Below are 26991 nucleotides of genomic sequence, written 5' to 3' on the forward strand. Positions count from 1 at the left end.
GAAGGAGGACTTGCGTCGGTTTTTAAAAAAATTCCCCGCCCCTTGGTGGGACGGGGAGGAAGCGTCGATCAGCGGCCGGCTGCGACGGGCTCGGGAGGCTGGGAAGGCGTGGCGGGTTTGCGGCCCGGCCCGGTCTCGGGCAGCAGGAGGCCGCCCAGGGCGAGCACCCACGAGAAGGCCGCCCAGATGCCGAAGCCCAGGGTGAAGGTGCCGGTCACGTCCCGCAGGTAGCCCACCACCACCGGCGAGAGCGACGAGAAGACGTAGGCGAAGCTGAAGACCGTTCCCATCATGAGGCTGACCTTCTGCGGGGTCATGCCGGGCAGCTCCATGGGGGCGGTGAAGAGGGGCGAGACGTAGGTGAACAGCGCCACTCCGAGGCACACGGCCGAGAGCATCAGGAGGGCGGGCTGGTTGAAGAGGAACATGCCGAAGCCCGCGAAGCCCATCAGCATGCCCGCCCCGATGATGAAGGGCCGGCGCAGGCCGAGCTGCTTGGTGAGGATGCCCGCGATGATGGCGGTCGGGATGCCGACCAGGTTGAAGAGGCCCGTGTACTGGGAGGCGGCGGCCTTGGTCATGCCGAAGGCCTCCATGTAGTACTTGGGCAGCCAGGTGTTGAAGGCCAGGTACAGCGCGAGCGGGCCCGCGAAGCTCAGGGCGATGATCCAGGTCTCCTTCATTCGCCACACGTCCGCGTAGCGGGCCTGCTCGGCGCTCTGGGCCTTGGCGTCTTTGGCCGCGAGGCGATCGCGCCCGAAGATGGCCCAGGCGACCAGGAGCCCCACGCTGATCAGGCCGTAGACGAGCAGGGTCTTGCGCCAGCCGAGCACGCCCGAGAGGGGAACGGTCGTGAAGAGGGTGACGGTGATGCCAGTATTGACCGCCACGTTGTTGAGGGCGTTGACCAAAGGCAGTTCGCCCTTGGGGAACCACTGCATCACCGCGGCGCTCAGGAGGGTGACGACCATGGCCCCGCCCACCCCGAACACGAAGCGCGAGACGAGAAACAGGTTGAAGTCGCCGGCCAGAGGCGCCAGGGCCGCGCACGAGATGCACAGGCTGCCGATGAGCACGGTGCGCTTGATGCCGATCTTGACGGCCAACAGGCCCGTGACGAGCGGGGCGAGGACCTTGGCGAAGGAGACCAGGGTGTTGATCAGGCCGAACTGGGCGGCGGTGATGTGGAAGCTTCCTTGGATCTCGGCGCTGAGGGGCGTGACGGCGATCCACGAGAGGCCGAAGACCGCGTAGGTGAGAAACAGCAGGGCCTCGATGACGAAGCGGTACTGGGTGGGCTTGTCGGTGGTCACGGTCTTCTCCATTATCACTAGCCGCGGGCGCTAATCGTCGCGGCCTGGGCGGCGCGCAGGGCGTTCTTCACGACCTTGCCCGCCGAGTTGCGGGGCAGGGCGTCGCTGAAGACGACCGACTTGGGGATCTTGTACTTGGCGAGCCGGTCTCTGAGGAAGTCGAGCACCTCGGCCTCGGTGAGCATGTGGCCCTCGCGCAGGACCACGAAGGCGCGGCCGACCTCGCCCCACTTGGGGTCGGGCACCCCGATCACCGCCGCTTCGTGGATGCTCGGGTGGTGGTGCAGGGCCTTCTCAAGCTCGGCGGGGTAGACGTTCTCGCCGCCCGAGATGAAGAGGTCCTTCTTGCGGTCCACGATGTAGTAGTACCCCTCTTCGTCGCGCCGAACCAGGTCGCCGGTGTGCAGCCAGCCGTCACGGATGGCGTCGGCGGTCGCTTGGGGATTGCGCCAGTAGCCCGCAAACACGTGGGGGCCCGAGATGAGCAGCTCGCCGATCTCGCCGGTGGCCACCTCCTTGCCCTCGTCGTCCACCACCCGCACGTCCAGGTGCATGTTCGGGAAGCCCACGCTGCCTGCCTTGCGCACCGAGTCCTTGGCATCGAGGGTGAAGCAGTTGGGGCCCGCCTCGGTGAGGCCGTAGCCCTGCTTGAAGGTCACCCCGCGCCGGGCGTAAGCCTCGATCAATGGCACCGGGCAAGGGGCGCCGCCCGTGATGAAGAAGCGGATGCTCGAAAGGTCCGAGCTCTCGAAGTTGGGCGCATCCAAGAGCATCTGGAACATGGTGGGCACGGCGAAGACCACGGTGCAGCGCTCCTGCTCGATGAGCGAAAGCGAGCGCGTCGCGTCGAAGCCGCGCATCACCACGACCGTGCCGCCTCGGTGCAGGAGGGGAGTGGTCAGGACGTTGAGACCGCCCGTGTGGAAGAACGGGGTGTGGGCGAGGGTCACGTCGTCGTGGTGCAGGTCCCAGCCGACCTGGGTGTTGATGGCGTTCCAGGTGATGGTGCCGTGGGTGAGGATAGCGCCCTTGGGATTGCCCGTGGTGCCCGAGGTGTAGAGGATCAGGTGCGGATCGTCGAGGGCGATCTCGGCGGGGGTGGGCACCTCGTCGGAGGCCATGGCGAGCAGGTCCTCGTAGGCGGTCAGCATGCCGTCCGGAGCGAGGGGGACCACATATTCGAGCGCAAGCTGCGGCAGGATCTCGCGGACCAAGGCGTCGAACTCGGGTCCGTAGAACAGGGCGCGGGGGCCGCAGTCGTCGAGGATGTAACGGACCTCGGGGGCAGCCAGCCGCCAGTTGATCGGCACCAGCACCGCGCCGAGCTTGCCCGCTGCGAAGAAGAGCTCCAGGACCTCGCTACAGTTCTGAGCGAGGACGGCGACGCGATCGCCCTTCTGGATGCCGAAGCGGTGGCGCAGGACATGGGCCAGGCGATCGCAACGCTGGTTGAGCGTCCGGTAGCTCAGGCGGCGCTCGCTCGCTTCGTCGATGACGGCGACCTTCTCAGGGGTGTAGGTCGCCCAGCGGCTGAGCCAGTCTCCAAAGTACATGCCGATCCTCCTGTCACGGGTGGGGGGCTGAACGTTGGAGAGGACGTTAAGTTTTGTTTGTTACAGGTCGGTTACAGGGGCCGATCGGGTGATGCGCTCGAACAGCTCCTCGGTCTCGGGCATGGGGTCCACGTCCAGCTCCTCGGCGAGGGCCGCGACGCAGCGGTCGTAGGTGCGCAGGGCCATGGCGCGATCGCCTTGGCGGTAGTAGGCGCGCATGAGCAGGCGGTAGGCCTCCTCGACGGAGCGGTCCTTTTCGAGCAGGCGCTGGCACCAGTGGGCCGAGCCCGCGTCGTCGCCCCGCTCGGCCAAGAGGCGTGACAGACGCAGAGCCGCCTCGTTGTAACGGTCCTTGAGGCGCTCGCGCTCTTGCTCGCACCACGCGTCGTAGTGGACGAAGTCCTGAAGGAAATCCCCCTCGTACAGCTCCAGGGCCTCGCGGTAGCACGCGCTGGGGTCCTCGCCCATGGCCTCCGTGGCCCGGGCGGCTTCCAGCAGGCGCTCGCACTCGGCCACGTCGAGCCAGACGTCGGCACCCGTCATGAGGCCGTAGCTGAGCCCCTCTCGGCGGATGAAGCGCGGTGCCTGACCGCTGGCGCGCTCGGGCTCCAGGGCCTTGTTGAGGGCGTTGAGGGCCACCCGGAAGGTCTGGTCGGCGGCCTTCGCGTCCAGGTCGGGCCACAAGAGGTCCAGGATCCGGGTCTTCGGCAGCCACTGGCCGCGGTAGGTCACGAGCAGGTGGAAGAGCTGGCGGGCTTTCTCGCGGCCCCAGGCGCGATCGCCCAGCTCCTGCGCGCCGCGCCACACCCGGAACTTGCCGAGGGTACGGATCCTGAGCACTTCCACGTCTAATGCTTGGGGGGCGCTCTCCTCTTCCTGGAGCCAGGGCTGGAGGGTCGCTTTGGGCACGCCCAGCGCAAGGGCGTCGTCGCAGAAGGCCTGAGCATCCTCGGTGCGGGCGAAGCCCAAAAGGGTGGGGCGCTTCAATAGGAAGCCGTAATCGTGCTTGCGGACGAGGGCAGCGAGGGTGCGGAAGCGCAGGGCGAGGGCCTTGGGCTCGCGCAAAGCAATCGAGAGGCGCGCGAAGCACAGAGCGCAGAGCGCCTGACCGAACGGGTCGCCGCAGCGCTCGAAGCCGCTCTGAGCCTGCATGAGCCAGCGCTCGGCCTTGGGGTCGCCCGCCGCGGCGTAGACGGCGCCGAGCGAGAGGCCCAAGAGCGCCGAGAGCCACACGTCGCCGGTCGCCTGGGCAAGCTCCAGGCCCTCGCGGGCGAAGGCCTCGGCTTCAGAAAGCCGGCCCTGGCGCCCGGCCAGCAGCGCGAGGCCCATCAGGGGCTCGGCCTTGAGACGTGCCACTCCCACGGGGACGGCAAGGGCGAGGGCCTCGCGGTAGCGGGCCTCGGCCGTTTCGGTTTCCCCTTGTACCAAGTAGGCGTGCCCTTCGCGGATCAAGGCGACGGCTTCGGTCCAGCGGGCGCCTTGCCGACGAGCGCGTTCCAGGGCGCTCGTGGCGTGGGCGAGGGCTGCTTCGCCGCCGCCCGTGAGGGCCTCGATGAAAGAAAGGATGAGGGCGGCCTCTCGATGGGCCTTGGTCGCGCCTTCCCGGTCGGGAGCGACGGCTGCGATCAAGAGGGCATGGGCCGAGGCCAGGCGCCCGGTGCGCAGGAGGATGCGCCCCATGTGCTCGAGGGTCTCGGGGCGCGCGCTCAGGCCCGCCTCTTCGAGCATGCGCTCGGCTTCGGGGGCGCGGCCCTGGTTGAGAAGGTTCTCGGCCAGGTGGGCGCGAAGCGCACTCTGGCGCGCGGGGTCCGGGTCGCAGGCGAGGGCTTCTTGAAGCCAGCGCTCGGCCTGGGCCGGTTGCAGGGTGTCCAGGTAGACCATGGCCTTGGCCGCAAGCGCCTGGGCGCGGGCCTCGGGCATCTCCGCCCAGCCCCGCTCGGCTCGGTCGTACCAGGCGATCGCCTCGTCGAAGCGCCCGGCGAGGCGGCAGGCGTCGCCGTAGGCGAGGGTCAAGTCAGGGGTGCGCTCCACCAATTCGGCGGGCAGAGCCGCAAGCCACGATCCGAGCGGCGCGAAGCGCCCCTGCCGTACCATCTCGGGCGCAAGCCCCGTCATGAGGGCACAGGCCTCGGCGAGCGCACCGGCCGAAAGCAGGTGGGCGATCGCTTCCTCGTCGTCCCCCAGCACCTGCATGGCGTGGGCGGCCTCGCGGTGTGCGGCTTCGAGCGCGTTGCGCTCTAAAAGGCGCGCGAGCAGGAACTCTTGAAAAAGCGGGTGCAGCCGATAGGCGTTCGGGCCGAGTGTTGCCAAGAACAGGCCGCGCTCGCCCAGGCTGCGCAGGCGCTCGGGGGCTTCGGGGTCGTCCAGGAGCGCGCCGCAGGCCCGGGCGTCGAGCCGCGCGAGCGGGGCGACGGCCAGCAGCAGCTCGCGCTCGGCAGGTTGAAGCTTGGAGAAGACCTCGCGGGCCAGGTACTCGAAGAGGTCTCGCAAGGAGCCCGCTTCGTCCAGCCCGCTGGTGCCGCCCGCGCGCTGGGCGAGCAGTTGCAAGGCCATGGGCCAGCCTTCGGTCTTCGCGATGAGGCGATCGGCCTCTTCGGAAGCGGGTGTCTCGCTGCCCAGGTGCGCAAAGAGGGCGCGGGCCTCGTCCGGGGTGAAGGCGAGGGTGCTTTGATCGAGCACCTGAGCATCCCCTTGCAGGCGATAGCGGGCGAAGTCGGGCAGCTCGGGCCGCTGGCGCGAGACCAGGACCAGGTGCAGCGCAGGCGGCAGGTGTGTCAGCAGGTGGTTGATGAGGGCGAGGGCCTCGGGGGCGCCGTGCAGGTGATGAAAGTCATCGAGGACGAGCCAGGCTTCCTCATCCAGGCGATCGAGCAAGCTATCCGCCAGGCGCTCGATGGCTTCCAGGCCGTGCACGCTGGCTCCGCCCGGCTGGGCCAAGAGGGCGAGGGCACCGTCAGCCACTCCAGGGAAGCGCCGGTGGGCGAGGTGCGCCAGGTGCAGGGCCAGGACCTGCGGGTCCCGGTCGCGCTCGGAGAGGGCGTACCACAGGGCGGCCTGCTTGCTGCGCTCGAAGTAGTCGGCCAAGAGTGCGCTCTTGCCGTACCCGGTGCCTGCGACCACGGCGACGAGCGGCAGCTCCCGCGCTCCATCCAGCCACGCGTCGAGCCGCTCACGCCTCAGCGGCGCGCGGCGCAGGCGCGGGGACAAGAATTTGGTACGCGTGACGACCTCAGCGCCGAACAAGCTGCCTCCTCTCGTTCCTCCTTAAGTACCCCCGCTCGATCTCGCTCAACCGGATCGCTCCTTCGTGATCCTTTCTTTAATGCAAGATGAACGATCTTTTAATTCAGATTGAATGCTTGACGGTCTATGATAAAAGGAGGTCTTCCCGAGCGTCTGGAGTTTTCGCCGATGCGTGCGCGTCCTTCCTGGCTCACCATGCTCCTCATGGCCGCTCTTGTCTCGGGATGCGGCGCATGGGATGGGAGCTCAATGGGCAGGGTACCGGATCGATCCAGTGATAGCGTTCGCGCGGAAGCTTCCGCGGGCGCTCGCTACCGCTTGGCGGGCACCGTTTCGGGCCGCGAGTGGCAGAAGCTCGAGCGCCTCGTGAGCACCTCGGACGACTTCCCCAAGGAGAAGCTGCGCCCCAACGGCCGCCACACCGACGCGGACATCGTGAAGGCCTTCGGTACCGACGCGCCTCCTTCGAGCGACGTGCTCTTGCACTACTATTCGGGCTGGGAAGAGGCCAAGGGCGTGCCGGTCCTCTTGGTCCACGGGACCATCCTCGATGCCACCAGCACCTGGATCAAGCCCCACGACCAGAAGGGCCTCGCCAAGGCCCTCGCCGAAAAGGGCCACCGGGTCTTCGCCGTCACCTTCGCCAACCGCCACGGGGACAATGTCCTGCAGGCCGAGCAGATCGCCTGGGCGATCGCGCGCATCAAGCAAGTGACGGGGGCCGCCGAGGTGGACGTGATCGCCCACAGCAAGGGCACCGTCGCTGCTCGTGCCCTGGCCTCGGACGTACGCTACGCCTGGATGCCCAAGTTCAAGCGCGACATCCGCCGTTTGGTGCTCATCGCCGGGCCTCACCTGGGCCTCGACACCACCTTCCGCCACCCGATCATCAACTACGGCCTGTATCCCGAGAAGAGCGATCCGCGCCTCAACGCCCCCATGTCCTGGACGGGGATGCTGGTGATGGGAGTGTGGGTCGACACCTCGGCCCAGACCATGTTCAAGAAGTTCGGCGACTACTTCCCCGGCCAGCTCCAGATGCTCGCGCGCTGGGACAAGGAGTACCCGCTGCCCCAGACCGAGGTGGACTGGTACACCACCTACCACGGCGGGCAGGGATTCTTGAGCCGCTCGCCCGGCATCGACCAGGCGATCGAGGACGGCGGGAACTTCATCGAGCTGTTGCGCCGCTCGCCCCTGGTCCCGAACGTCGAGCTCGCGGTGCTTGCGGGCAACCGCGCGGACCTCGCGGGCATCCACAACGAGCACACCGGCCCCTCGGACGGGGTGGTCTTCGTCAAGAGCGCCACGGCCACCGACGACATGACCCGCGCCGGCGCGCGGCTGGTCGCCAAGGACCTGTTGCACCTCAACCACATGGACCTCGTGATCTCGTCCCAGGCCCACACCTGGGTGGCCGACGTCCTGCGCTGACCATCTCCCTGAAATCTTCACCTTTTTCCAGGGCTTAGAGTCCTGGCCGCGGGGTATTTAGAGAATCCCGTGCCCTTTGGTTGGTGAAAAAGGTGTGAGATGAGCATCAAGCGTGTGGTCCCGCCCGTCGCCCTGGCTCTTTTGCTGGCGCTTGCGCCCCGCCCCGCCGTCGCCCTTCCGATCAACTTCGCGAACGCGAAGATCCCCGCCCCCGGTCACGGGCTGTTCATGGTCCATCCCACCCTGAGCGCCACCGGTGCCTCGCAAACCCTCTGGGGCAACCTGGAGCTGGGGGTCGCGGATCGCCTCAGCCTTTCGCTCGATGGGCTCGCGCTCGCCATGCCGCAAGCCAGCGATTTTGGGACTTCTTACCTGGGGCTCAGCTACTCGGCCGGACGCCTCTTGCCGTGGCTGAACCTGCGCCTTACCCCGCTCTACGGCTTCAAGGTGGGGCGCTTCGGCGAGCGCCAGGCAGCCCTCAGGGCCTACCTCGACCTCTATCCCACGAGCCGCTTCACGATCTACACCATGGCGGCCTACCATCATCGCTTCGACGCCGCCGCGCCGGGGGCCGCACGCTTCGATGTGGCCGGCGAGTACCGCCTGATGGACGGGCTCAACGCCGACCTCGAAGTGCTGTCGGGCACGCCCAGCTGGGACTTTGGGCCGAATTGCAGGTTGGCGATCGCTCCCGGCCTCACGGCGAGCATCGACCGCTACACCCTCAAGGCTTCTTTGCGGATCCCGGTGGTCAAGGCCGAGACGGCGCAGGCCCTCGAGGCGCCGTTCGTCGCTCTAGGGCTTGGGACGCGCTGGTAGCAGCGCCCCGGGGCGCTTTGCCGATCACGCGGATCGTATCCATCCCTTCGTCCATGGCGGGAGGGTTGAGCGAAAGGCGGTTCGCCATCTTGCGGATGATTTCCTCGTCCACGGGCTTGGAGCGCGTCTTGTTGCGCAAGAGGCAGGTTTCGAGCCCCACGTCGAAGACTTGCACCTCGACGTGAAAGCCCAGCTCCTTAAGTAGCTTGATCAGCGCGCGCCGGTAGCGCCGGACGGTATTGGTGTCGGAGATGACCACGTTTCGGCCCGCCTCGGCGGCCTTGCGGATCCGCCGTGCCTGCTCCCGGTTGATCCAGCCTTCGCGCGTGAAGTCCTCGTAGGACCCCGTCAGCTCCAGGCGCAGGTTGTCCCGGTTGATCTCCTCGTAGCCCTCGATGGCGGCGGCCTCGGTGCTCTTGCCGCAGCCGGGCATCCCGACCATGACGATTGCCTTCATGGCTCATCTCTCCTTGGCCTTCAGCTTATCACTCCGCGCATCTTGTGCTTGTAACGACGGGGTGTAACCGCCCTGTAACGTCGGGGGTCTAAGCTGCAGGGCAGTCAGTGAATCGAGCAGGAGGAAAGCCGCCATGTCGAACGCCTCGTCCCAGACCGACCCCTTCGCCGCCTGGAAGCAGATGTTCGACCAGTTCGAGCAAGCCTTCTCCAAGCCCCTGCAAGAGACGCTCAACAGCGAGGCCTTCGCCGCGACCCTGGGCGATACCCGCGAGCGCCAGATCGCCTCGCAGCAGGCCATGCGCGAAGGGATGGAGAAGTATCTGCAGAGCATGCGGGTGCCCACCAAGTCCGATCACGCGGCCCTCGCTGCTCAGGTCGTCGCCCTCGAAACCAAGATCGAGGCCCTCGAAGACCGCTTCGACGTCGTCGAGGACAAGCTCGACCAGATCCTCGCCAAGCTTTCGACCCTGAACTCGGCGCCCGCCGCGGCTCCGGCCGCGCCCAAGTCCCGCCGCTCCCGCTAACACGTTTCGCTCTAAATAGGAGAATCCGATGAACAGCACCACCGAGCGTCCCCTCTTCGACACCACCTCGCTGACCGGCGAGTTCTGGGGCATGGCCCGCACCGGCCTCCAGACCATGTTCTGGGCCCAGGAGCAGGCGGATGCCTTCGCCACCGCATGGCTCGAGCAGACCCGCGTGAGCCGCATGGAAGGCCAGAAGCTCGCCGAGAGCATGCTCTCGCAGGCCAAGGCCAACCACGAGGCCCTCAACCGCATGGTCGAAGGCGGCGTCCGCGACACCATGCGCTGGGCCCCCGGCGGGATCTCGTTCGTCCAGCGCTAGTTTCAATTGCTTCCCCCTCGCCTTGATAGGCGAGGGGGAAGCTTGTCGTTACGTGAGAGGATTCGCATGAGCAGCCACACCGAATCGACGGACCAGGCCAAAGAGGCCTTCGAGCGCACCCTGAAGCGGACCGAGGCCGCCATGGCCTACGCCAAGCGCCCGCTTGCGCCCATGGTGGGGCAGACCCCCAAGGACGTGGTCTGGACCAAGAACAAGGCTAAGCTGTACCGCTACCATGCCAAGGGCGAGCGCAAGCACGCGACCCCGATCCTCTTCGTCTATGCCCTGATCAACCGCCCCTACATCCTGGATCTCGCGCCGAGCAACAGCATGGTCGAGTTCCTGGTCGGCGAGGGCTACGACGTCTTCCTGCTCGACTGGGGCATCCCCGGTGAGGAGGACGCGGGCCTCAAGTTCGACGACTACGTGCTCGACTACATCCCCCGGGCGGTCAAGCAAGTGCTCAAGCACTCGGGCGCCAAGGACTTCAGCCTGATCGGCTACTGCATGGGCGGCACCATGGCGACCATGTACGCGGCCCTGCACCCCGAGGCCCCCTTGCGGAACCTGGTGCTGATGGCGACCCCCATCGACTTCTCGGAGGCGGGCCTCTTCTCCAACTGGCTCGACCCCAAGCACTACGACGTGGACCGGGTGGTGGACGCCTACAAATTGGTGCCCGCCGATTTCGTCGAGTTCGGCTCCAAATTGCTCAAACCGATCCAGAATTACATGAGCCCCTACGTGACGCTCATGGACCGGCTCGACGACGAGCAGTTCGTGCAGGGCTGGTTGGTGATGAACCACTGGATCAACGACGGCATCCCCTTTGCGGGCGAGGCCTTCCGCCAGTGGATCAAGGAACTCTACCAGCAGAACAAGCTCGTCAAGGGCGAGATGCGCCTTGGCGGCCGCACGGTGGACCTCTCGAACATCCGCTGCTCGCTCTTGAGCGTGGTCGCCGAGCTGGACCACATCGTGCAGGTCTGCCAGTCCACCCCGCTTCTGAGCCGCGTGTCGAGCGACGATGCCGAGCAGCTGGCCATCAAGGCCGGGCACGTGGGGCTGGTCGCAGGGCGCAGCGCCAAGCAAAAGTTCTTCCCCAAGCTCGATACCTGGCTTGCCGCCCGCTCCAACTAAACGAGGAGAATCCAATGCGCCTTCAGGACAAGGTCGTCATCATCACCGGCGCCGGCCGCGGTATCGGCCGCGAGAGCGCCCTCACCCTCGCGCGCGAAGGCGCCCGGGTCGTCGTCTGCGATCGCGAGCCGCAGGGCGTGGCCGCCACGGTCGCGGCCATCGAGACGACGGGCGGCAAGGCAATGGGCCTGACGGCCGATGTCACCAAGCGCACGGACCTGCAGGCTTTGGCCGATCGGGTCGTGGCCGACTGGGGCCGGATCGACGTGCTCATCAACAACGCGGGCATCACCATGGACGCGACCCTCGCCAAGATGACCGAAGAGCAGTTCGACCGGGTGATCGACGTGAACCTCAAGGGCGTCTTCAACTGCACCCAGGCGGTGTTGCCCCACATGATCGCCCAAGGCAAGGGCAAGATCATCACCACCACCAGCGTGGTCGGCCTCTTTGGCAACTTCGGCCAGACCAACTACGCCGCCACCAAGGCCGCCGTCATCGGCATGACCAAGACCTGGGCCAAGGAGCTCGGTCGCAAGGGCATCACGGCCAACGCCGTGGCGCCGGGCTTCATCGCCACCGAGATGACCGAGGCCATGCCCGAGAAGGTGCTCGTCGCCATGAAGGACAAGACCCCCGTGGGGCGCCTGGGCCAGCCCTCGGACATCGCCAAGGCCTTCCTCTTCCTTGCTTCGGACGACGCCGACTTCATCAACGGCCACGTGCTGAGCGTGGACGGCGGCCTGATCATCTGATCCCATTCAGGCGGCGAGGGGCTTGACTCTCCTCGCCGCTTGCTTGTATCTATAGGTTAGAATTATTCTAAATTTAGCCCCATGACAAAGGAGCGCCTCCCTTTCTATGAGACAAGCCATTCGTTTCTCGCTGCTTTCGGCGGCGGCGATCGCCATCGCCGCGGCCCTTGGTGCCCCCGCTCAGGCGGCGGTCCCGGCCTCGGTCCGCGCCCAGTGGGAAGCCTTCATCCTGCCCGAGAAGCCGCCCGTGCCCAAGGCCAATCCCATGACCCCGGCCAAGGTCGAGCTGGGGCGCCAGCTCTACTTCGACCCCCGGCTTTCGAGCACCGGCAAGGTCTCGTGCAACTCCTGCCATGACGTGATGGCGGGCGGCGAGGACAACCGCGCCACCTCGCTCGGCGTCTTCGGCAAGACCGGCGGCCGTTCGGCCCCCACCGTCTGGAACTCCGCTTTCTTGTCGGTCCAGTTCTGGGACGGCCGTGCTGCGAGCCTCGAAGAGCAGGCCAAGGGCCCCATGGTCAACCCGGTCGAGATGGGCAACCCCAACCACGACGTGGTGGTCAAGCGCCTCGCGGGCATCCCCGGCTACGTCAAGCAGTTCGATGCGGTCTACGGCAAGAACAGCCTGAACATCGACAACGTGGCCAAGGCGATCGCCGCCTACGAGCGCACCCTCGTCACCCCCAACAGCGCCTTCGATCGCTACGTGAAGGGCGACGAGAAGGCCCTCACCCCGGCCGCCAAGCGCGGCATGGACCTGGTCCAGCAGCTCGGCTGCATCAGCTGCCACAGCGGCCAGAACTTCTCGGGCCCCCCCATGCCTGAAGGGACCGGCTTCTACCAGCGCTTCCCCCGCATCCCGAGCGCCTACGACGCCAAGTACCAGCTCAAGAAGGACCTGGGCCGCTACGAGGCGACCCGCACCGAGTCGGATCGCCACATGTGGCGAGTGCCCACCTGGCGCAACGTGGCCAAGACCGCGCCCTACTTCCACAACGGCTCGGTCAAGACCCTCGACGAGGCGGTGCGCGTGATGGCCAAGTCCCAGCTCAACACCACCCTCACCGATGGCCAGACCAAGGACATCGTGGCCTTCCTGAGTTCGCTCACGGGCGAGTTCCCCAAGCAGAAGGCCCCCAAGCTGCCGGTCTAGTAGCAGCCATGACAAAGAGGCCCGACGGCAATCCGTCGGGCCTCTTGAATTTGGGTCTTACATCGCGGTCCAGCCGCCGTCCACCAAAAGAGTCTGGCCGGTCACGAGGCTCGCGGCGGGCGAGGCCAGGTAGACCACGGCGCCGACGATCTCTTCGGGGGTGCCGAGGCGGCCGATGGGCAGGCGGCGCAGGATGTCCTCCTTGAAGCCCGGATCGGCGAAGGTGACCTCGGTCAGCGGCGTCTCGACGAAGGTCGGGCCCACCGAGTTGACGTTGATGCCGTGCTGGGCCCACTCGATGGCGAGCACGCGGGTCAGGTTGACCACGCCCGCTTTGCTGGAGCAGTAGGCGGCGCGCTTGAAGTAGCCGACCACCCCGTTCTGGGAGGTGATGTTGACGATGCGCCCGCCGCGTCCCTGCGCGACCATCCGGCGGCCCGCGGCCTGGCACGCGAAGAAGGTGCCCTTGAGGTTGATGTCGAGCACCTTGTCCCAGTCCTCCTCGGTGACCTCGAGGGCGGGCTTGGGGATGTTGATTCCGGCGTTGTTCACGAGCACGTCGATGCCGCCGAAGCGGCCCACGGCGGCCTCGAACACGGCCTCGATCGAGGCGACCGAGGTGATATCGAGGGAGACTGCGAGCGCTTCGCCTTCGAGGGCGGCGATCTCGGAGACCGTCTCTTCGGCGAGCGCCATGCGGCTGGGCAGCTCGGTCAGGACGACCTTGGCGCCCGAGGCGGCGAACCCGAGGGCGATCGCCTTGCCCAGGCCGGAGCCCGCGCCGGTGACGACGGCGACCTTGTCGGTCAGCCGGAAGTTGGGCAGGACGTGGGCGAGGGCGTCGGAGGCGCGGGCGGTCGTATCGAGCATGGCCTTCTCCTATCGGTTCGAGGGGGATCGCAATCGTTCATAGCCCCCGCTCGTTACAGCCTCGTTACAGGGCCTTGTAACCGCTGCGTAACGGCGCATCGCTACCTTTGGAGGCGTCGCTCACCCTACCTGGAGAGATCCGATGCCCGAAGCCCCCCTGAAACCCGCTCCTTTGCTGACCACCAAGCAGGTCGCCACGATCCCCGAGCTCAACCTCGCGTGCGGCGAGCGCCTGCGCGAGGTCACGGTGGGCTTCGAAACCTACGGCCGTCTCAACGAGGCGCGCGACAACGTCATTCTCATCTGCCACTTCTTCTCGGGCCACTCGCACGCGGCGGGCCGCTACGCGCCTGACGACCAGGAGCTCGGCTGGTGGGACGCGGTGATCGGGCCGGGCAAGGCCATCGACACCGATCGCTACTTCGTCGTTGCGATCGACGCGCTCGGTTGCGTTCGCACCGACGCCCCTCACGGGGTGACCACCAGCGCGGCGAGCATCGACCCGGCGACCGGCGAGCCTTATGGGCCCACCTTCCCGGCGCTGGCCATGGCGGACGCGGTCGCAGCCCAGCGCCATGTCCTTACCCAACTCGGCGTCGAGCGCCTCGCGGCCGTGGCGGGTCCCTCGCTCGGGGCCATGCAGGCTCTGGAGTGGGCCGTCTCGCGCCCCGGCGAAGTCGATCGCGTGATCGCATCCATCGGCCTGGCCGAGTTCCAGCCCCGCGAGATCGGCCTCTACCGGGTGATGATGGACGCCATCCGCCTCGACCCGCGCTTCAAGGACGGTCGCTACGACCGCGAGGACCCGCCCATCGAAGGCTTGGCCGCTTCGATCAAGCTCATGCTGCTGCTCTCCAGCGGTCGCGAGACCCTTCAGGAGTCTTTTGGTCGCGCTTTCGCCGACGCGGAGTGCGATCCTCGCCTGGATCGCACTGCCGAGTGGCAGGTGGAGACCTGGCTCGAGACCGAGGGTCGCCGACGTGCCGCGCTCTGCGACGCCAATGCCTGGATTGCGATGCTGCGCGCCAACATGCGCTGGGATCTGGCCCACCGTCACGGCTCGCTCGCCCAGGCCTTCGCGCGGCTCAAGGCACGCGTGCTGCTCATCCCCGGCGAGGGCGACGAGCTGGCGCATCTGCCCAGCTACCACCTGCCCATGGTGCAGGCCCTGGAAGAAGCGGGCGCGGATTATGCGGTCGCGCCCTTGCCCCCGAAGCGCGGCCACCTGGCGGGCCTCGCCGACATCGGGCTCGTCGCGGACGCCATCCGGGCGTGCCTGGAGACCCCGCTTCGGGCCTAGGGCCTTCGTTCTGGTTGCTTGAGGAACCATGCCTGTTAGGCTAAAATTGGCGTGGCTTCGCCCTTTGATGGCGAAGGAACGGATGGGCCGATTGCGAGAGGGTCTGGGCGAGGGATGATCGACAATACGATCCTGGAAGCCAATGAGCGGGTGCGCGTGGTCGCCGACCAGTTCGCGGAGATCCTCACCGAGGTCAAGCGCGTTATCGTCGGGCAGGCCACGCTCCTGGAGCGCCTGATGATCGCCCTCTTGGCGGATGGCCACATCCTGCTCGAAGGGGTGCCGGGCCTGGCCAAGACCCTCTCGATCAACACGATCGCCAAGGTCATGCAGGCGGATTTCGCCCGCATCCAGTTCACGCCGGACCTTCTTCCCGCGGACCTCCTGGGCACCTCGATCTTCGATGCCAAGAAGGGCCGCTTCCAGACCAAGCAGGGTCCCATCTTCGCCAACTTGCTGCTTGCCGACGAGATCAACCGCGCGCCGGCCAAGGTCCAGAGCGCGCTCCTGGAGGCCATGGCCGAGCGCCAGGTCACCATCGGCGGCGAGACCATGCCCCTGCCCGATCCCTTCCTGGTGCTCGCCACCCAGAACCCCATCGAGAACGAGGGCACTTACCCGCTCCCCGAAGCGCAGCTCGACCGCTTCATGTTCAAGGTCAAGGTGGGCTACCCCACCAAGGCCGAGGAGCTCGAGATCATCGAGCGCATGACCAACCCCCAGCCCGTCGAGCTCAGCCGCATCGGCACCCCCGAGCTGATCCGCCAGGCCCGCGAGATCATCAGCACGATCCACGTCTCGGACAAGATCAAGCGCTACGTGGTGGACATCGTCTACGCCACCCGCACCCCCAAGGACTATGGCCTGGAAGGGCTGTCGTCGCTCATCGCTTTCGGGGCGAGCCCCCGCGCGAGCATCTACCTGACGCTCGCCGCCAAGGCCCACGCCTTCCTCAAGAAGCGCGCCTACGTCATGCCCGAGGACGTCAAGGCCATGGCCCCCGACGTGCTGCGGCACCGGGTCCTTTTGTCCTATGAGGCCGAAGCCGAGGAGGTCTCGGTCGAGGATGTGGTCCGCAAGATCCTCGCCGGCATCAAGGTTCCCTAACCCCTCATGGCCGATCAGCCCGAGCTTTCCCGCCGGATCCGCCGCCTGGAGATCAAGACCACCCGCCTGGTCTCGAATATCTTCGGCGGCGAGTACCACTCGGTCTTCAAGGGCCGCGGCATCGACTTCGACGAGGTGCGCGAGTACCAGGAGGGCGATGACGTCCGGCTCATCGACTGGAACGTCACGGCCCGGATGGACCGCCTCTTCGTCAAGAAGTTCGTCGAAGAGCGCGAGCTGACCATCATGCTCGCGGTGGACCTGTCGGCCTCGCTATCCTTCGGCTCCAAGGGGCGCCTCAAGCGAGAGCTCGCCACCGAGTTCGCCGCAGCCATCGCCCTGTCGGCCATGCAGAACCATGACCGGGTGGGCCTTTTCCTGTTCAGCGACGGGCCCGAGCGCTTCGTGCCGCCCCGGCGGGGCCGGGCGCACGTTCTGCGGATGATCCGGGACATGCTGGTCTACCGTCCCGAGGGGCGCCGGACCCGCTACGCCGAGAGCCTCGCCTACTTCCAGAAGGTCCTGACCGGCCGGGCCATCGTGTTCGTGGTCTCGGACTTCATCGACCTGGATATGGAAGGGCCGCTCAAGGGCCTCTTGGCCAAGCACGACGTCATCGCCGTGACCCTGGTGGACCCCCGCGAGCTGGAGCTGCCGGACGTGGGCCTGATGGAGGTCGCCGACCCCGAGACGGGAGAGACCATGCTGGTGGACACGGGCAGCGCGCGCCTGCGCGCCGATTACGCCCGTCGGGCCAAGGACCTCGCGGACAACCGCTCGGCCCTGTTCCGCTCGCTCGGCATCGATGAGCTGGTGCTCAGGACCGATCAGACCTATGTGAAGCCCCTGGCTGAGTTCTTCGAGCGCCGTGCCAAGCGCCAGGTCCGGCGTCGGAGGGTGGCCCTGTGAGACGGCTTGCCATTGTTTCGGCGCTTGCCATGTCGGTGGCGATCGCGCCTGCCGCCTGGGCGTGCGAGAGCTGCAAGAAGAAGCCCGCACCCGAGGCGCCTGCCGCTGTCCCGGCTGTCTCGACCGAGCCACTCGAGAAGATCGAGTTCATGGCAGCCGCAACGGCGAGTGCCGCGCCCGAGGGCCTCTTCGTGACCCTCGAGGCCGAGCGCGTCGAGGCGGTGGACGACGAGGACGGCTACGTGACGGCCACCGGCAAGGTCCGCGCCGAGTACGACGGCATCACCCTCACCGCCGACGGCGTTCGCTTCGATCGTTCGACCATGCGCGGCGAGGCGAGCGGTAGCGTCCGCGTCTCGCAGGGGATCTACCACCTCAAGGCCGACCGCATCCAGTTCGATCTCGCCAAGCGCACGATCGACGCCAACGACTGGCAAGCCACCATCGAGCACCAGGCCTGGTTCGGCGGCCGGCGCCTCCACTTCGCTGAGGATCTCACCTACTCCGAGGACGTGCGGGTATCGCCGTGCGCCCAGGAGGACCCCGGCTACTGGTTCTCGGGCGATCGCCTCGAATGGCTGCCCAAGCGCTCCAGCTGGAACCTCAGCGGTCGCTGGGTGAAGGTCGTGGTCGGCGGGGTGCCGGTCATGGTCATCCCCTACTTCGTTGCGACCATTGGTCAGGAGGCGTGGAAGATGCGCCTCAACCTGCCGGAGACCAAGCTCGACGCCACGGTGGGCTTCAATGACGCGCAGGGCGTCTTCGTCGACGCGCGCGCGCCCTATCACCTGGGCCCGGAGATGCCGGGCTCCATTCCCGTCCGCGTCATGTCGTCGCGTGGTGTCTCGGCCGGGGTGATCCAGGACTTCCCCACCCTGGAGGGGGTGAGCGGCCGCTTCGACGCCAATTACACCCAGTACTTCCCCTGGATCCCCATCAATCCGGGGACGCCCGACCAGGGCCGTCAGGGGCCGCACGCCAACCTCTCGCTCGCCAAGGACTGGGGCGGGGCCCGTTCGGTCATGAACGTGGGCTACCGCGTCGACGTGGGCCGCCGCACCGACGAGCAGTACCAGGTGGACCCGGGCGGCTTCCCCGTCCATCGCCTGCCGGAGGTCACGACCACCTGGCAGAGCCAGGCGCTGGGTCCCGTGACCCTCGGGCCTTCGGTGCGTGCCGGCTACCTCTTCGAGGAGAACTCGGGGGTCGGCTCGGGGGTCCTGTCCGCCAACCTGCACATGGGCTTGCCGGGCTGGAATCCAAACTCTTTCTGGAGCACCGGGTTCTACGGCAGCGCGAATGCCGCCTACTACACGGCCGATCGCAGCCAATCCATCCTCACGCTCGGCATGGGAAACACCCAGCGCTGGACGCCCTGGCTCATGACCAACTTCAACCTGGAGACCCAGCCGGTCCTCAAGACGGGAGCTGGATCGGGCACCCCCTTCCTCCACGATCGGGCGACGGCCCTCGATCGTCTCACCCTGGGCTCGAACCTCTCGATCTACGGCCCCTGGGGCCTGGGAGCCGGGGCCTGGTGGACCCGGACCCACGATACGGGCAAGGTCGGGATGGGTGACCTGTGGTTCAGCCTGCGCTACGCCGTCAACTGCCTGAGCCTCGGCGTGACCTTCCGTCCGCCCCGTCCCGAGCAACCGTTCACCCAGTTCTCCTTCGACTACCAACTCGCGGGCTTCTAGCAGGAAGACCTTGTGATGGCGTTGGCGCACACCTAGGATGGAGGCGCTTGCGAAAGGAGGCCTGCGATGGCTGACGACCTTTCCCGCCTGGACACCGCCCGGCTCAACCCAGAGTCCAATGCCGATAACCCGCAGCGTGTCGGGATCGCCACCCTCATGGACGCGGTCGAGGGGGTGCGCTTTCCCATCAAGAAGGACCGATTGATCGCCCAGAAGGGCGACGAGACCATCGATCTGACGGGCGATCGCCCGGAGAAGCTCCGGGTCATGCTGCTGCGCGTGGATGACGATGAGTTCCTGTCAGTGACGGATCTGGTCCAAAAGATCGAGCACGCCCTCTAAGAGCTGCCGTGCGTGGGTACAATATCCCCAGAATCGGCTTCTCATGGGGATATCCGCCGTGGCACTCATCAAGTCCAACCAGCTGATCCAGACCGGCACCGCCGTGGTGGCCGGCGATCAGATCATGGCCGGCGAATTCACCCCGGCGGTTTCGGTGCCGCAGCCTGCGCCGCAGCCGGAGGCCATCGAGCACGTCGTTCCCGCCCAAGCGCCCGAACCCGAGCCGGAGGCCTGGAGCGAAGAACCGATCGCCGAGGAACCGGCCTTCGTCCCCGAAGAGGAGGCCGAGCCAGCGTACGCCGAGGCGATCCCCTTCGAAGATCCCGGCGATGACGCCCCCGCCGGCGTCACCGACATGCTCGGCGACTTCGACGTCGAGCAGGACCAGGTGCTGCAAGCCGCCCATGAGGCCGCCGAGTACGCGGCCCAGGAGGCGATGGCCGGGTTCGGCGAGCCTGACGTGGGGTCTGCCATGGACGAGGCGGTTTCGGCGATCCAGGAGGCCTTTCCGGAGGGGGGGGCTCCCTTCGACGCGGCCCTCGAAAGCGTTACCCCCTACGTCGGTCAGCAGGCCGCCGCGGCCTTCGCCGAGATGGCTGCCCAGGCGGCGAACGATGCGCGTTGGCGCGAGCTCGCGACGGCCGAGGAGCAGCTCGCGGGCCTGGTCGATAACTACGCGCAGCGCGTGCTCTCCGATCCGCCCCCCGAGCTTGCGTTCCGTTCGCTCTTGGCCGAGCGCGAGGGGATCCTCGCCGAGGCCCGCCTCAAGGCGGCGCGCATGGTGCAAGAAGCCGAGGTCCGTGCCGCGCAGCTGGTCAACGAGGCCCATTCGCAGGCGGCCGGGATCATCCTCGAGATCGAGACCAAGCGCGAGGCCATGCTCGCCGATCTGCGCCAGCAGGGCTACGCCGAGGGCTACCAGGAAGGCCGCAGCCAGGCGGACGAGGAAGGCGCCAAGATCATCCAGGATGCCATGGACTCGCTCAACCGCATGGCGGGTGCTTTGCGTGAGGCGGTCAAGCAGAACGAGGAGAAGCTGCTCCATCTGGCCATCGGGATCGCCGAGAAGGTCCTGATGGACGAGATCGCCGTGCGCCCCGACACGGTCCTCAAGACCCTCGACGAGGCCATCTCCAAGGTCTCGGACCTCGAAGAGGTGACCATCAAGGTCAACCCCGAGGACATGCCCGTGGTCCAGGAGCGTGAGGAGGCCTTCCGCGATCGCCTCAAGAACGTTCGTAAGGTCGAGTTCCAGTCTAGCCCCAAGATCCAGCGGGGCGGCGTGCTCATCGAGACTTCCTCCGGCTCGGTGGACGCCCAGATCAAGACCCAGCTCTCGGTCATCATGGAGGCTTTCGATGCGGTGCGTCGCGAGTACGCCGAGGAGCCCCTGGACATGACGGGAGGTTAGAGATGGCGATCGAGCTACCGCCGCAGCGCGACTTCGGCTTCGAGGCCTACAACTTCGCCCTCAAGGACACGGCGCCCATCCGGGCCCGCGGCCAGGTGGTCCAGCTCGTGGGGCTGGTCATCGAGGCGGTCTTGCAGGGCGTGCGCTACGGCGAGCTGTGCTACATCTACTCGATCGACAAGTCCCGGATCTTCCCGGCCGAGGTGCAGGGCTTCAAGGCCCGCCGCGTGATGCTGATGCCCCTGGTCGAGATCGAGGGCCTGGGTGCTGGCTGTGAAGTGGTCGCCACCGGCCGGATGGTGTCGGTCAAGGTGGGCCCGGGCCTTCTGGGTCGGGTCCTCGACGGGCTCGGCAACCCCATCGACGGCAAGGGCCCGATCATCGCCGAGACGGCCTATCCCCTCATGAACCCGCCGCCCAACTCCATGACCCGCAAGCGCATCGACACGGTCATGCCGACCGGGGTGCGGGTGATCGATGGCTTCTTGACCCTCGGTGAGGGGCAGCGCATCGGCCTCTTCGCGGGCTCGGGGGTCGGTAAGTCCACCCTGCTCGGTCAGATCGCCCGGAACTGTCAGGCAGACATCTCGGTCCTGTGCCTGGTGGGAGAGCGCGGCCGCGAGGTGCGCGAGTTCATGGAAGAGTCGCTCGGCGAAGAGGGCCTCAAGCGTTCGGTGGTCGTGGTCGCCACCTCGGACACCAGCTCGCTGATGCGCTTCAAGGCCCCTCTGGTCGCCTCCAGCATCTCCGAGTACTTCCGCGACCAGAACCTGCGGGTCTTCTTGATGATGGACTCCATGACCCGCTTTGCCATGGCCATGCGCGAGATCGGTCTGGCCATCGGCGAGCCACCCGCCCAGAAGGGGTACACCCCCTCGGTCTTCGCCCTGATCCCGAAGCTGCTCGAACGTGCGGGCACCTCGGACAAGGGCTCCATCACCGCGATCTACACGGTGCTGGTGGACGGCGGCGACATGGACGAGCCCATCGCGGACTGCGTCCGAGGCGTTCTGGACGGCCACGTGGTCATGCTGCGATCGATCGCCTCCCAGGGTATCTTCCCGGCCATCGACGTGCTGCAGAGCGTCAGCCGTCTGATCAACTTCCTGGCGACCAAGGAGCACTACAAGGCCCAGATGAAGGTCCGCCAGATCATGGCCGACTACCGCGAGGTGCAGGACCTCTTGAACATGGGCGCTTACGTCCGCGGCACCAACCCCAACTTCGACAAGGCCATCTCGCTCTGGGACCAGATCAAGAGCTTCCTCAAGCAGGGCATCCACGAGAACGACCCCTACGAGGAGACGGTCAAGACCATCCTCATGCTGGGATCGGACACCTCGGCCGCCAGCATGTTCTCGTAGCGAACTCTTAAACCTTCCTTACCGAAAGTCGCCCCCCACGGGGCGGATAACTACCTTGTGCGCGGCAGGATGCGCCCGTGGCCGAGGTAAACATGAGCGATTATGTCCAAATTCTCCAGCAGGTCTCGCAGTTCGCCTACGGCGTCTCGGAGATCGCGCGTCAGATCAAGGGTGAACCTCCCGCCCAGCCACAGCAGCCGGTCCCGACGATGCAAGGCGACCGGGCTCAGTGGTCGCAGCCCTACCAGCCCCCGGCGTCGGCCCCCGTCGCACCCCTGCAGGCTCCTGCGCAGGGCATGGGGGTGATGTCGACCTTGCGGGCCATGGGCTCGCGTCTGATGGACTTCCTGCGCCGCCTCTTCTCGCCGGGGGCCTCGGCACCTGCCGCACAGCCCACGACCTCCTGGCCCGCCGTCAACCCCGACGCACGCGAGCAACTCTTCGCCCAGTTCCCCACCGGTCGTGGCACTGTGCTGGGCTTCGTGTCGGTCGAGGCCCGCCGGGAGCCCGATCGCTTGGTCCTCGAGGCCTCGGGCTTCGGCGGGGCCACCTTCTCGCGCCAGAACGGGACCTACGTCTTCGCCCAGGACGGCAAGGCCCCCATTCGGATCAGCCAAGTGACGAGCGAGCGCGCTCCCAGCGGAGACACCCGCTTTTCGATCAGCCTGGAGTCGGGCAAGACCATCGCGCTGGACCTGCTGGCCAATGGTCGGTCCCTTCGCTACGACAACCGCGTCGTCACTCTCTCCTGAGCCTTTCAGCAAAGCGCCCCGCCGATTCTTCGGCGGGGCGCTTTGCTGTGGGTGGGGGCTACTTCCCGCTCGTGGGGCCCGAGATGCCGCCGAGCAGCTCCTTGATGCCGCCCAGCGAGCCCAGGACGCCCGTGGCCTCGTAGGGCATGTAGACGACCTTGTTCTCCTTGCCCGAGACCATCTCCTTGAGGGTCTCCAGGTAGCGCACGGCGATCAGGTAGCTCGCGGGGTCACCGTTGCTCGCGGCGATCGCGCCGGTAACCTTCATGATGGCCTCCGACTCGGCCTGGGCGACCATGGAGCGCGCACCGGCCTCGCCCTCCGCGGCGAGCAGTCGCGCGCGCATCTCGCCCTCGGCCCGGTTGATCTCGGCCTCCTTGTAGCCCTCGGACTCGAGGATGCGCGCCTGCTTCATGCCCTCGGCCTCGAGGATGGCGGCGCGGCGATCGCGCTCGGCGCGCATCTGCTTCTCCATGGCGGCGCGGATGTCCTTGGGCGGGTTGATGTCCTGCAGCTCCACGCGGTTCACCTTGACGCCCCACTTGTGGGTCGCCTGGTCCAGGATGACGCGCAGCTTGGAGTTGATGGTGTCGCGCGAGGTGAGGGTCTCGTCCAGGTCCATCTCGCCGATGATGTTGCGCAGCGAGGTCTGGGCGAGCTTCTCCATGGCGTCCGGGAGGTTCGCGATCTCGTAGACGGCCTTCACCGGGTCGGTGATCTGGAAGTAGAGCAGGGCGCTGATCTCGGTGCCGACGTTGTCCTTGGTGATGACGTTCTGCTTGGGGAAGTCGTAGACCGTCTCACGCAGGTCGATCCGGTTGATGCGCCGCTGCCGGACCAAGGTCTTGCCACCACCCTGCTCTTCGACGTAGCGCCAGTCCACGGCGCGCGGCGTGTCGATGACCGGCCAGATGATGTTGATGCCCGATTCGAGGGTCCGGTTGTAGGAGCCGAGGCGCTCGATCACCATCGTCTCCGACTGCTGCACGATCTTGACGCTCTTGGCGACGATGACCACGGCGGCCGTCGCGACGATCAACAGGAAAAAGAGGAATCCCATCTTCGCTTGTTACTCCTTGCTCAATACGTTTCCACGATCAGACGTGAGCCATCGACCTTGATCACCTTGACCTTCTGGCCTTCCGCGAGTTCGCTTTCCGCGAGCGAAACGACCGACCAGTCTTCGCCGTCGACCATCGCGCGCCAGGTCCCGAGCGCGTCCAGGGGGGCCTGCGAGACGATCCCCGTCTTGCCGATCAGGGCGTCTGTGTTGGTCTTGACCGCCTTGCCTTCTGGGAAAACCCGCGAGAAGAGCGGGCGGATCAGGAACAGGGAGGCGAAAGAGACCGCCGCGAAAGCGATCGTCTGCACGGCCGCTCCTGCCTTCAAGGCCGCCAGGAGGGCGGCGGCGCCGCACCCCAGGGCGAAGCACGCCAGGACGAACCCCGGCGTGAAGACCTCTCCGATCAGCAAGACCAGGCCCCCGATGGCCCATAGTTGCCAGGCTGTCACCACTCATTCCTTTCTGGGCGACCTGTCCAATCAGGTCGTTCGCTAGGACTGAAGCTTTTCTACCCGAAATGGTCGAATATCTTTACAGTCGTTTACTTGGTATGTCGCCGGGGAGGGTTTCATGAACCTGCTGACGCAAGCCGGCATCCTCGCGCGCGGGTTCGCGCGGCGTCTCTTCGCCAGGTGGCAGCGCCCCGAGGATACGATCGCCTACGTTCTCGAGCAGCTCCAGCAGGCCCTCAATCGCCACAAGCTGCACCTGGCCGAGCTCATCGTCGAGCACCGCCAGGGCGAGCGCCAGCTCGTGGCGCTGCGCCTTCGAGATCCGGTGGATCAGGCGCTGGTGGGGCGGCTTGCCGAGCAGGTCGCAGATCAATGGCGCCGGATCGAGCAGGGGCGCCTGACCTTGGTGGCGCTCACCTCCCAGATCGCCCACCTCAAGGCCAAGCAGGGCGACGTGCGCTTGCGCGCCGAGCTTTTGGAGGCACAGGGGGCGCTGCGGCGCCTGGTGGGCGGGCTCGGCGCGACGAGCGTGACGGGGCTGGTCGATCAGATCGAGGCGGACCTCGGCCGACGCGAGCAGGTGCAGCAGGTCCTGGACCAGCTGGATGCCCTCTCGGCGGCGCCTCGCCCTTCGCAGGAGACGGGCCTGGAGCCGCTCGGCTGAAGCCTGCCTTAGTTCCCCGTGACCCCCAGGTACTCCCGTGCGATCTCCTGCGGGCTGCGCGGCGCGTCGTAGATGCGCAGCTTGTCGATCGTCGCGTTCTGGGCGTAGGTGGTGTTGCCGGTCATTCCCGACAGGTAGAGGTTGCCCAGTGCGGTCTGGCCGCTGGAGCCGTTGGTGTAGATGCCGCCGCCGTACGGGTTGGTTGCCACCTGTTGGCCGTCGAAGTAGAGCGCCATGCCGTTGGCGCCCCCCCAGCTCAAGGCCACGTGGTGCCACGACCCGGCCGTCCAGAGCGGAGTGGGAGACGCCCAGTCGGCCGAGACCCAGCCCGTGCCGTGCTGGATGCCGAACGTCAGGTTGTTTTTGACCTTCTTGAGAAAGAGGATGGTGCTGTCGTCGCGATCGCTGAGCCCCATCATGCGGATCGGTCGGGGCGACGAGTTGCTATCGTCCCAGCGGTTATCCGATGCGTCGTAGAAGGGCGAGAACCAGTACGAGAGAGTGCCGGCGTTGCGCGGGACGTAGCGGGGATCGACGGCGAAGCGATCGAGGCTTGGGCCGCCCACGTAGGGGTGCGCCGTCGTGCCCTGCTCGAGCTGCACCATGGTGAAGGCCACCACGGAATTCGCCGTCATCGTGTCGATGGGGAACACGGTGATCGAAGTGTTGGGACCCGAGTTGAAGCTCAGGACATAGTGCTTCCAGACGCCGGCGGTCGCCGTCGCCGCGTTGGCCACGACGAGATTGATGGCGCTCGGGTTCGTGCCGATGCCTAGCCACCATTCCGTCACGGCGTTCGGGAAGTAGACCCACTCGCTGAGCGTGTAGTTGGTGTAGGGTTGGACCGCGATGTTCTGGTAAACGGGCTCGAACTGGGTGGCCGGAGAGTGCGTGAACTGGAACACGGCGGTGTTCGGGCAATTGGGCGGGGTGCCGTAGGCCGTGGTCAGGACCAGCGATGAAGAGGGGGCCGTGTAACCGGCCGTGCCGTTCTGGCCATGGCCGTTCGTGACGAGGTTGATCCCCGCGTCCAGGACCACGCCCGTCCCGCCGTTGCGGCCGGGGCCGTAGGTGATGCCTGAGCCATTGGCCGGGGTCGTGGTCGAGTCGTAGAGCAGCTTCGGCGAGGTCCCGGCGTAGGGGCTCGCGCTCGAACCGACTTCCAGCTGGGCGGCATCGACCCAGAGATTCTCGGGGTAGCTCACCTGCCCGGGGTCGGAGCCCGCCCGGACGAAGACGACGGCCGCGGGCGACGAGATCGGGGCGGTGAAGGTGTAGCTGTAGCGTTGCCAGCTCGTCGTCAGGCTGAAGTTCGGAGCGCCGCCCAGCTCCTTGAACTGGGGGAGCCCGCCGGACACCCGCAGGCCGATGCGTTCGCCGCCGACCGCGCCCTTGGCGTAGACCGAGAAGGTATAGGTCGTGCCGGCGATCAGCGGCACGACCGTGCGTCCGACCCCGAGTCCGGTGATCATCCCCTGGCCCACCCAGGTATCTCCCGCCCCGGTGACGGTGATCTTGCAGGCGCGCTGCCGCTCGAAGGCCGTGCCCGCGTCGGGTACCGCCGAGCCGATACCAGCGGTCGTGCCACCCACGCCCCAGCTGCTCATGACGCCGCTCCCCTGCTCGAAGCCGGGGTTGAGCAGCAGGTTGGTCGAGGCGCTCGTGAGGCCGAGGCCCATGCCCCCGTCCGGGGCCGGGCGAACGGCCTGCACGGGGTCCAGGTTCAGGGCGAGGGCCTGCTGGACCTGGGCCTCGGCCTGGCGGACCGCCTCGTCGGAGAAGGCGCTGCTCAGCGCGCTCGCCGTGCTGCGCTTGGTGGTGGGATCGTAGGAGACTTTGCCGATGACGTTCGCGGCCGAGAGGCTCTTGTACCGATAGATCAGGGCGACGGCGGTCGTCGTGGTGCTGATCGTGACCCGGCTGCCGCTGATGCTCGTCCAGCCCCCCGCGTTCAGCTGCACCAGGGTCCGCAGCGCATAGCTCCCGTTCTCGGCTCCGCTCGGCGCCTTGGTGACCTCGAGCAGGTAGAGGCCCCCCAGGGTCGGGGTGAAGGTCGAAAGGGCCGTGACGGTGAAGGTGCCCGACGCGTCGGTGAGGCCGGTGCCCTTGACCTGGGAGGTGGCAGGGTCGATCAACGAGACGACGGCCCCCGCCGAGAGGTTGGAGGCGATCGCCTGGGTGCCATAGTCGGCGGGCTCCACCACCGTCCCGTCGAACAGGGCCCGCTCCGCGCGGGCCACGGTCGGCGTGGCGTCGGGGGCCGTCAGCGCGGGCGGGCGGCAGGCCGCAAGCAGCAGGCCCAACAGCAGTATCCACTGGATCAGCGCGAGGCGTCGCATGGC

The 26991-nt window shown here is 67.0% G+C and carries 24 protein-coding genes; 16 read left to right on the forward strand and 8 right to left on the reverse strand.

From position 1 onward, the window contains the following. Positions 1–68 precede the first annotated feature (68 nt). Genes J7643_13560 through J7643_13570 form a run of 3 tightly spaced genes read right to left on the reverse strand, consistent with a single transcriptional unit; the run spans position 69 to position 6109 of the window. Positions 69–1313, reverse strand: coding sequence for an MFS transporter (locus J7643_13560; GenBank protein MBO9541609.1), 1245 nt, complete (start codon positions 1311–1313; stop codon positions 69–71). Positions 1314–1330: 17 nt separating this feature from the next. Beyond that, positions 1331–2866, reverse strand: a complete 1536-nt coding sequence (locus tag J7643_13565) for a long-chain fatty acid--CoA ligase (GenBank protein ID MBO9541610.1) — start codon at positions 2864–2866, stop codon at positions 1331–1333. A 60-nt stretch (positions 2867–2926) separates the two neighbouring features. Beyond that, entirely contained in the window at positions 2927–6109 is a 3183-nt protein-coding gene (locus J7643_13570; protein MBO9541611.1) for a hypothetical protein, read from the reverse strand. Positions 6110–6427: 318 nt separating this feature from the next. Between J7643_13570 and J7643_13575 the strand changes: the two genes are divergently transcribed. Together J7643_13575 and J7643_13580 are read left to right on the forward strand one after the other, a co-directional pair. Further along, positions 6428–7543 (forward strand): acetyltransferase, encoded by a 1116-nt coding sequence (locus J7643_13575; GenBank protein ID MBO9541612.1) that lies wholly within the window; start codon positions 6428–6430, stop codon positions 7541–7543. A 99-nt stretch (positions 7544–7642) separates the two neighbouring features. Next, a complete protein-coding gene (locus J7643_13580; GenBank protein ID MBO9541613.1) occupies positions 7643–8362 on the forward strand; it encodes a hypothetical protein in 720 nt (239 codons plus the stop codon). Here the strand turns inward: J7643_13580 and J7643_13585 are convergent. Continuing rightward, positions 8295–8819: an AAA family ATPase gene (locus tag J7643_13585; GenBank protein MBO9541614.1), complete on the reverse strand. Its 525-nt coding sequence runs from the start codon at positions 8817–8819 to the stop codon at positions 8295–8297. The genes J7643_13580 and J7643_13585 overlap by 68 nt on opposite strands. A 133-nt stretch (positions 8820–8952) precedes the next feature. Between J7643_13585 and J7643_13590 the strand changes: the two genes are divergently transcribed. From J7643_13590 to J7643_13610, 5 genes are all read left to right on the forward strand, one after another. Then, entirely contained in the window at positions 8953–9345 is a 393-nt protein-coding gene (locus J7643_13590; protein MBO9541615.1) for a hypothetical protein, read from the forward strand. A 28-nt stretch (positions 9346–9373) separates the two neighbouring features. Next, positions 9374–9667: a hypothetical protein gene (locus J7643_13595; protein ID MBO9541616.1), complete on the forward strand. Its 294-nt coding sequence runs from the start codon at positions 9374–9376 to the stop codon at positions 9665–9667. A 66-nt stretch (positions 9668–9733) separates the two neighbouring features. Then, positions 9734–10807 (forward strand): class III poly(R)-hydroxyalkanoic acid synthase subunit PhaC, encoded by a 1074-nt coding sequence (gene phaC / locus J7643_13600; protein ID MBO9541617.1) that lies wholly within the window; start codon positions 9734–9736, stop codon positions 10805–10807. Positions 10808–10821: 14 nt separating this feature from the next. Then, on the forward strand, positions 10822–11562 hold the full coding sequence (gene fabG, locus J7643_13605; protein MBO9541618.1) for a 3-oxoacyl-[acyl-carrier-protein] reductase: 741 nt from the start codon (positions 10822–10824) through the stop codon (positions 11560–11562). A gap of 106 nt (positions 11563–11668) precedes the next feature. After that, positions 11669–12715, forward strand: coding sequence for a cytochrome-c peroxidase (locus tag J7643_13610; protein ID MBO9541619.1), 1047 nt, complete (start codon positions 11669–11671; stop codon positions 12713–12715). Positions 12716–12772: 57 nt separating this feature from the next. Here the strand turns inward: J7643_13610 and J7643_13615 are convergent, their stop codons facing one another. Continuing rightward, entirely contained in the window at positions 12773–13585 is an 813-nt protein-coding gene (locus J7643_13615; GenBank protein MBO9541620.1) for a 3-oxoacyl-ACP reductase FabG, read from the reverse strand. 142 nt (positions 13586–13727) lie between these two features. On the opposite strand from J7643_13615, the gene J7643_13620 reads away from it, so the two are divergent. The 8 genes from J7643_13620 to J7643_13655 all read left to right on the forward strand — a co-directional run bounded on the left by J7643_13620 (position 13728) and on the right by J7643_13655 (position 22470). Further along, positions 13728–14885 (forward strand): homoserine O-acetyltransferase, encoded by a 1158-nt coding sequence (locus tag J7643_13620; protein MBO9541621.1) that lies wholly within the window; start codon positions 13728–13730, stop codon positions 14883–14885. 114 nt (positions 14886–14999) lie between these two features. After that, positions 15000–15992, forward strand: coding sequence for an AAA family ATPase (locus tag J7643_13625; protein ID MBO9541622.1), 993 nt, complete (start codon positions 15000–15002; stop codon positions 15990–15992). Between the two features lie 6 nt (positions 15993–15998). After that, the gene (locus J7643_13630; GenBank protein MBO9541623.1) at positions 15999–16901 is read left to right on the forward strand and encodes a DUF58 domain-containing protein; all 903 of its coding nucleotides are present in this window, start codon (positions 15999–16001) and stop codon (positions 16899–16901) included. Next, complete coding sequence (locus tag J7643_13635) at positions 16898–18601, forward strand: hypothetical protein (protein MBO9541624.1); 1704 nt, start codon at positions 16898–16900, stop codon at positions 18599–18601. The genes J7643_13630 and J7643_13635 overlap by 4 nt, the downstream gene beginning before the upstream one ends. Before the next feature lie 66 nt (positions 18602–18667). Then, entirely contained in the window at positions 18668–18943 is a 276-nt protein-coding gene (locus J7643_13640) for a hypothetical protein (protein ID MBO9541625.1), read from the forward strand. Positions 18944–19001: 58 nt separating this feature from the next. Next, on the forward strand, positions 19002–20354 hold the full coding sequence (locus J7643_13645) for a hypothetical protein (protein ID MBO9541626.1): 1353 nt from the start codon (positions 19002–19004) through the stop codon (positions 20352–20354). A 2-nt stretch (positions 20355–20356) separates the two neighbouring features. Next, complete coding sequence (locus tag J7643_13650) at positions 20357–21718, forward strand: FliI/YscN family ATPase (protein ID MBO9541627.1); 1362 nt, start codon at positions 20357–20359, stop codon at positions 21716–21718. 92 nt (positions 21719–21810) lie between these two features. Then, positions 21811–22470: a hypothetical protein gene (locus tag J7643_13655; protein ID MBO9541628.1), complete on the forward strand. Its 660-nt coding sequence runs from the start codon at positions 21811–21813 to the stop codon at positions 22468–22470. 58 nt (positions 22471–22528) lie between these two features. Here the strand turns inward: J7643_13655 and J7643_13660 are convergent, their stop codons facing one another. Then, positions 22529–23530: an SPFH/Band 7/PHB domain protein gene (locus J7643_13660; protein MBO9541629.1), complete on the reverse strand. Its 1002-nt coding sequence runs from the start codon at positions 23528–23530 to the stop codon at positions 22529–22531. A 20-nt stretch (positions 23531–23550) separates the two neighbouring features. After that, on the reverse strand, positions 23551–23982 hold the full coding sequence (locus J7643_13665; protein MBO9541630.1) for an NfeD family protein: 432 nt from the start codon (positions 23980–23982) through the stop codon (positions 23551–23553). A gap of 121 nt (positions 23983–24103) precedes the next feature. On the opposite strand from J7643_13665, the gene J7643_13670 reads away from it, so the two are divergent. Then, the gene (locus tag J7643_13670; GenBank protein ID MBO9541631.1) at positions 24104–24649 is read left to right on the forward strand and encodes a hypothetical protein; all 546 of its coding nucleotides are present in this window, start codon (positions 24104–24106) and stop codon (positions 24647–24649) included. Between the two features lie 8 nt (positions 24650–24657). Here J7643_13670 and J7643_13675 read toward each other — a convergent pair whose 3' ends face one another. After that, on the reverse strand, positions 24658–26988 hold the full coding sequence (locus J7643_13675) for a carbohydrate binding domain-containing protein (GenBank protein ID MBO9541632.1): 2331 nt from the start codon (positions 26986–26988) through the stop codon (positions 24658–24660). Positions 26989–26991: the final 3 nt, after the last annotated feature.

The organism is bacterium (genome assembly GCA_017744355.1).
Taxonomy (GTDB): domain Bacteria; phylum Cyanobacteriota; class Sericytochromatia; order S15B-MN24; family UBA4093; genus JAGIBK01.

What these genes read in the sequence shown, in the direction of transcription:
- J7643_13565 (MBO9541610.1), bottom strand. Translation starts at nt 2,866, where the DNA reads ATGTACTTTGGAGACTGGCTCAGCCGCTGGGCGACCTACACCCCTGAG.
- J7643_13580 (MBO9541613.1), top strand. Translation starts at nt 7,643, where the DNA reads ATGAGCATCAAGCGTGTGGTCCCGCCCGTCGCCCTGGCTCTTTTGCTG.
- J7643_13585 (MBO9541614.1), bottom strand. Translation starts at nt 8,819, where the DNA reads ATGAAGGCAATCGTCATGGTCGGGATGCCCGGCTGCGGCAAGAGCACC.
- J7643_13590 (MBO9541615.1), top strand. Translation starts at nt 8,953, where the DNA reads ATGTCGAACGCCTCGTCCCAGACCGACCCCTTCGCCGCCTGGAAGCAG.
- J7643_13595 (MBO9541616.1), top strand. Translation starts at nt 9,374, where the DNA reads ATGAACAGCACCACCGAGCGTCCCCTCTTCGACACCACCTCGCTGACC.
- phaC (MBO9541617.1), top strand. Translation starts at nt 9,734, where the DNA reads ATGAGCAGCCACACCGAATCGACGGACCAGGCCAAAGAGGCCTTCGAG.
- fabG (MBO9541618.1), top strand. Translation starts at nt 10,822, where the DNA reads ATGCGCCTTCAGGACAAGGTCGTCATCATCACCGGCGCCGGCCGCGGT.
- J7643_13610 (MBO9541619.1), top strand. Translation starts at nt 11,669, where the DNA reads ATGAGACAAGCCATTCGTTTCTCGCTGCTTTCGGCGGCGGCGATCGCC.
- J7643_13615 (MBO9541620.1), bottom strand. Translation starts at nt 13,585, where the DNA reads ATGCTCGATACGACCGCCCGCGCCTCCGACGCCCTCGCCCACGTCCTG.
- J7643_13620 (MBO9541621.1), top strand. Translation starts at nt 13,728, where the DNA reads ATGCCCGAAGCCCCCCTGAAACCCGCTCCTTTGCTGACCACCAAGCAG.
- J7643_13625 (MBO9541622.1), top strand. Translation starts at nt 15,000, where the DNA reads ATGATCGACAATACGATCCTGGAAGCCAATGAGCGGGTGCGCGTGGTC.
- J7643_13630 (MBO9541623.1), top strand. Translation starts at nt 15,999, where the DNA reads ATGGCCGATCAGCCCGAGCTTTCCCGCCGGATCCGCCGCCTGGAGATC.
- J7643_13640 (MBO9541625.1), top strand. Translation starts at nt 18,668, where the DNA reads ATGGCTGACGACCTTTCCCGCCTGGACACCGCCCGGCTCAACCCAGAG.
- J7643_13650 (MBO9541627.1), top strand. Translation starts at nt 20,357, where the DNA reads ATGGCGATCGAGCTACCGCCGCAGCGCGACTTCGGCTTCGAGGCCTAC.
- J7643_13655 (MBO9541628.1), top strand. Translation starts at nt 21,811, where the DNA reads ATGAGCGATTATGTCCAAATTCTCCAGCAGGTCTCGCAGTTCGCCTAC.
- J7643_13660 (MBO9541629.1), bottom strand. Translation starts at nt 23,530, where the DNA reads ATGGGATTCCTCTTTTTCCTGTTGATCGTCGCGACGGCCGCCGTGGTC.
- J7643_13670 (MBO9541631.1), top strand. Translation starts at nt 24,104, where the DNA reads ATGAACCTGCTGACGCAAGCCGGCATCCTCGCGCGCGGGTTCGCGCGG.
- J7643_13675 (MBO9541632.1), bottom strand. Translation starts at nt 26,988, where the DNA reads ATGCGACGCCTCGCGCTGATCCAGTGGATACTGCTGTTGGGCCTGCTG.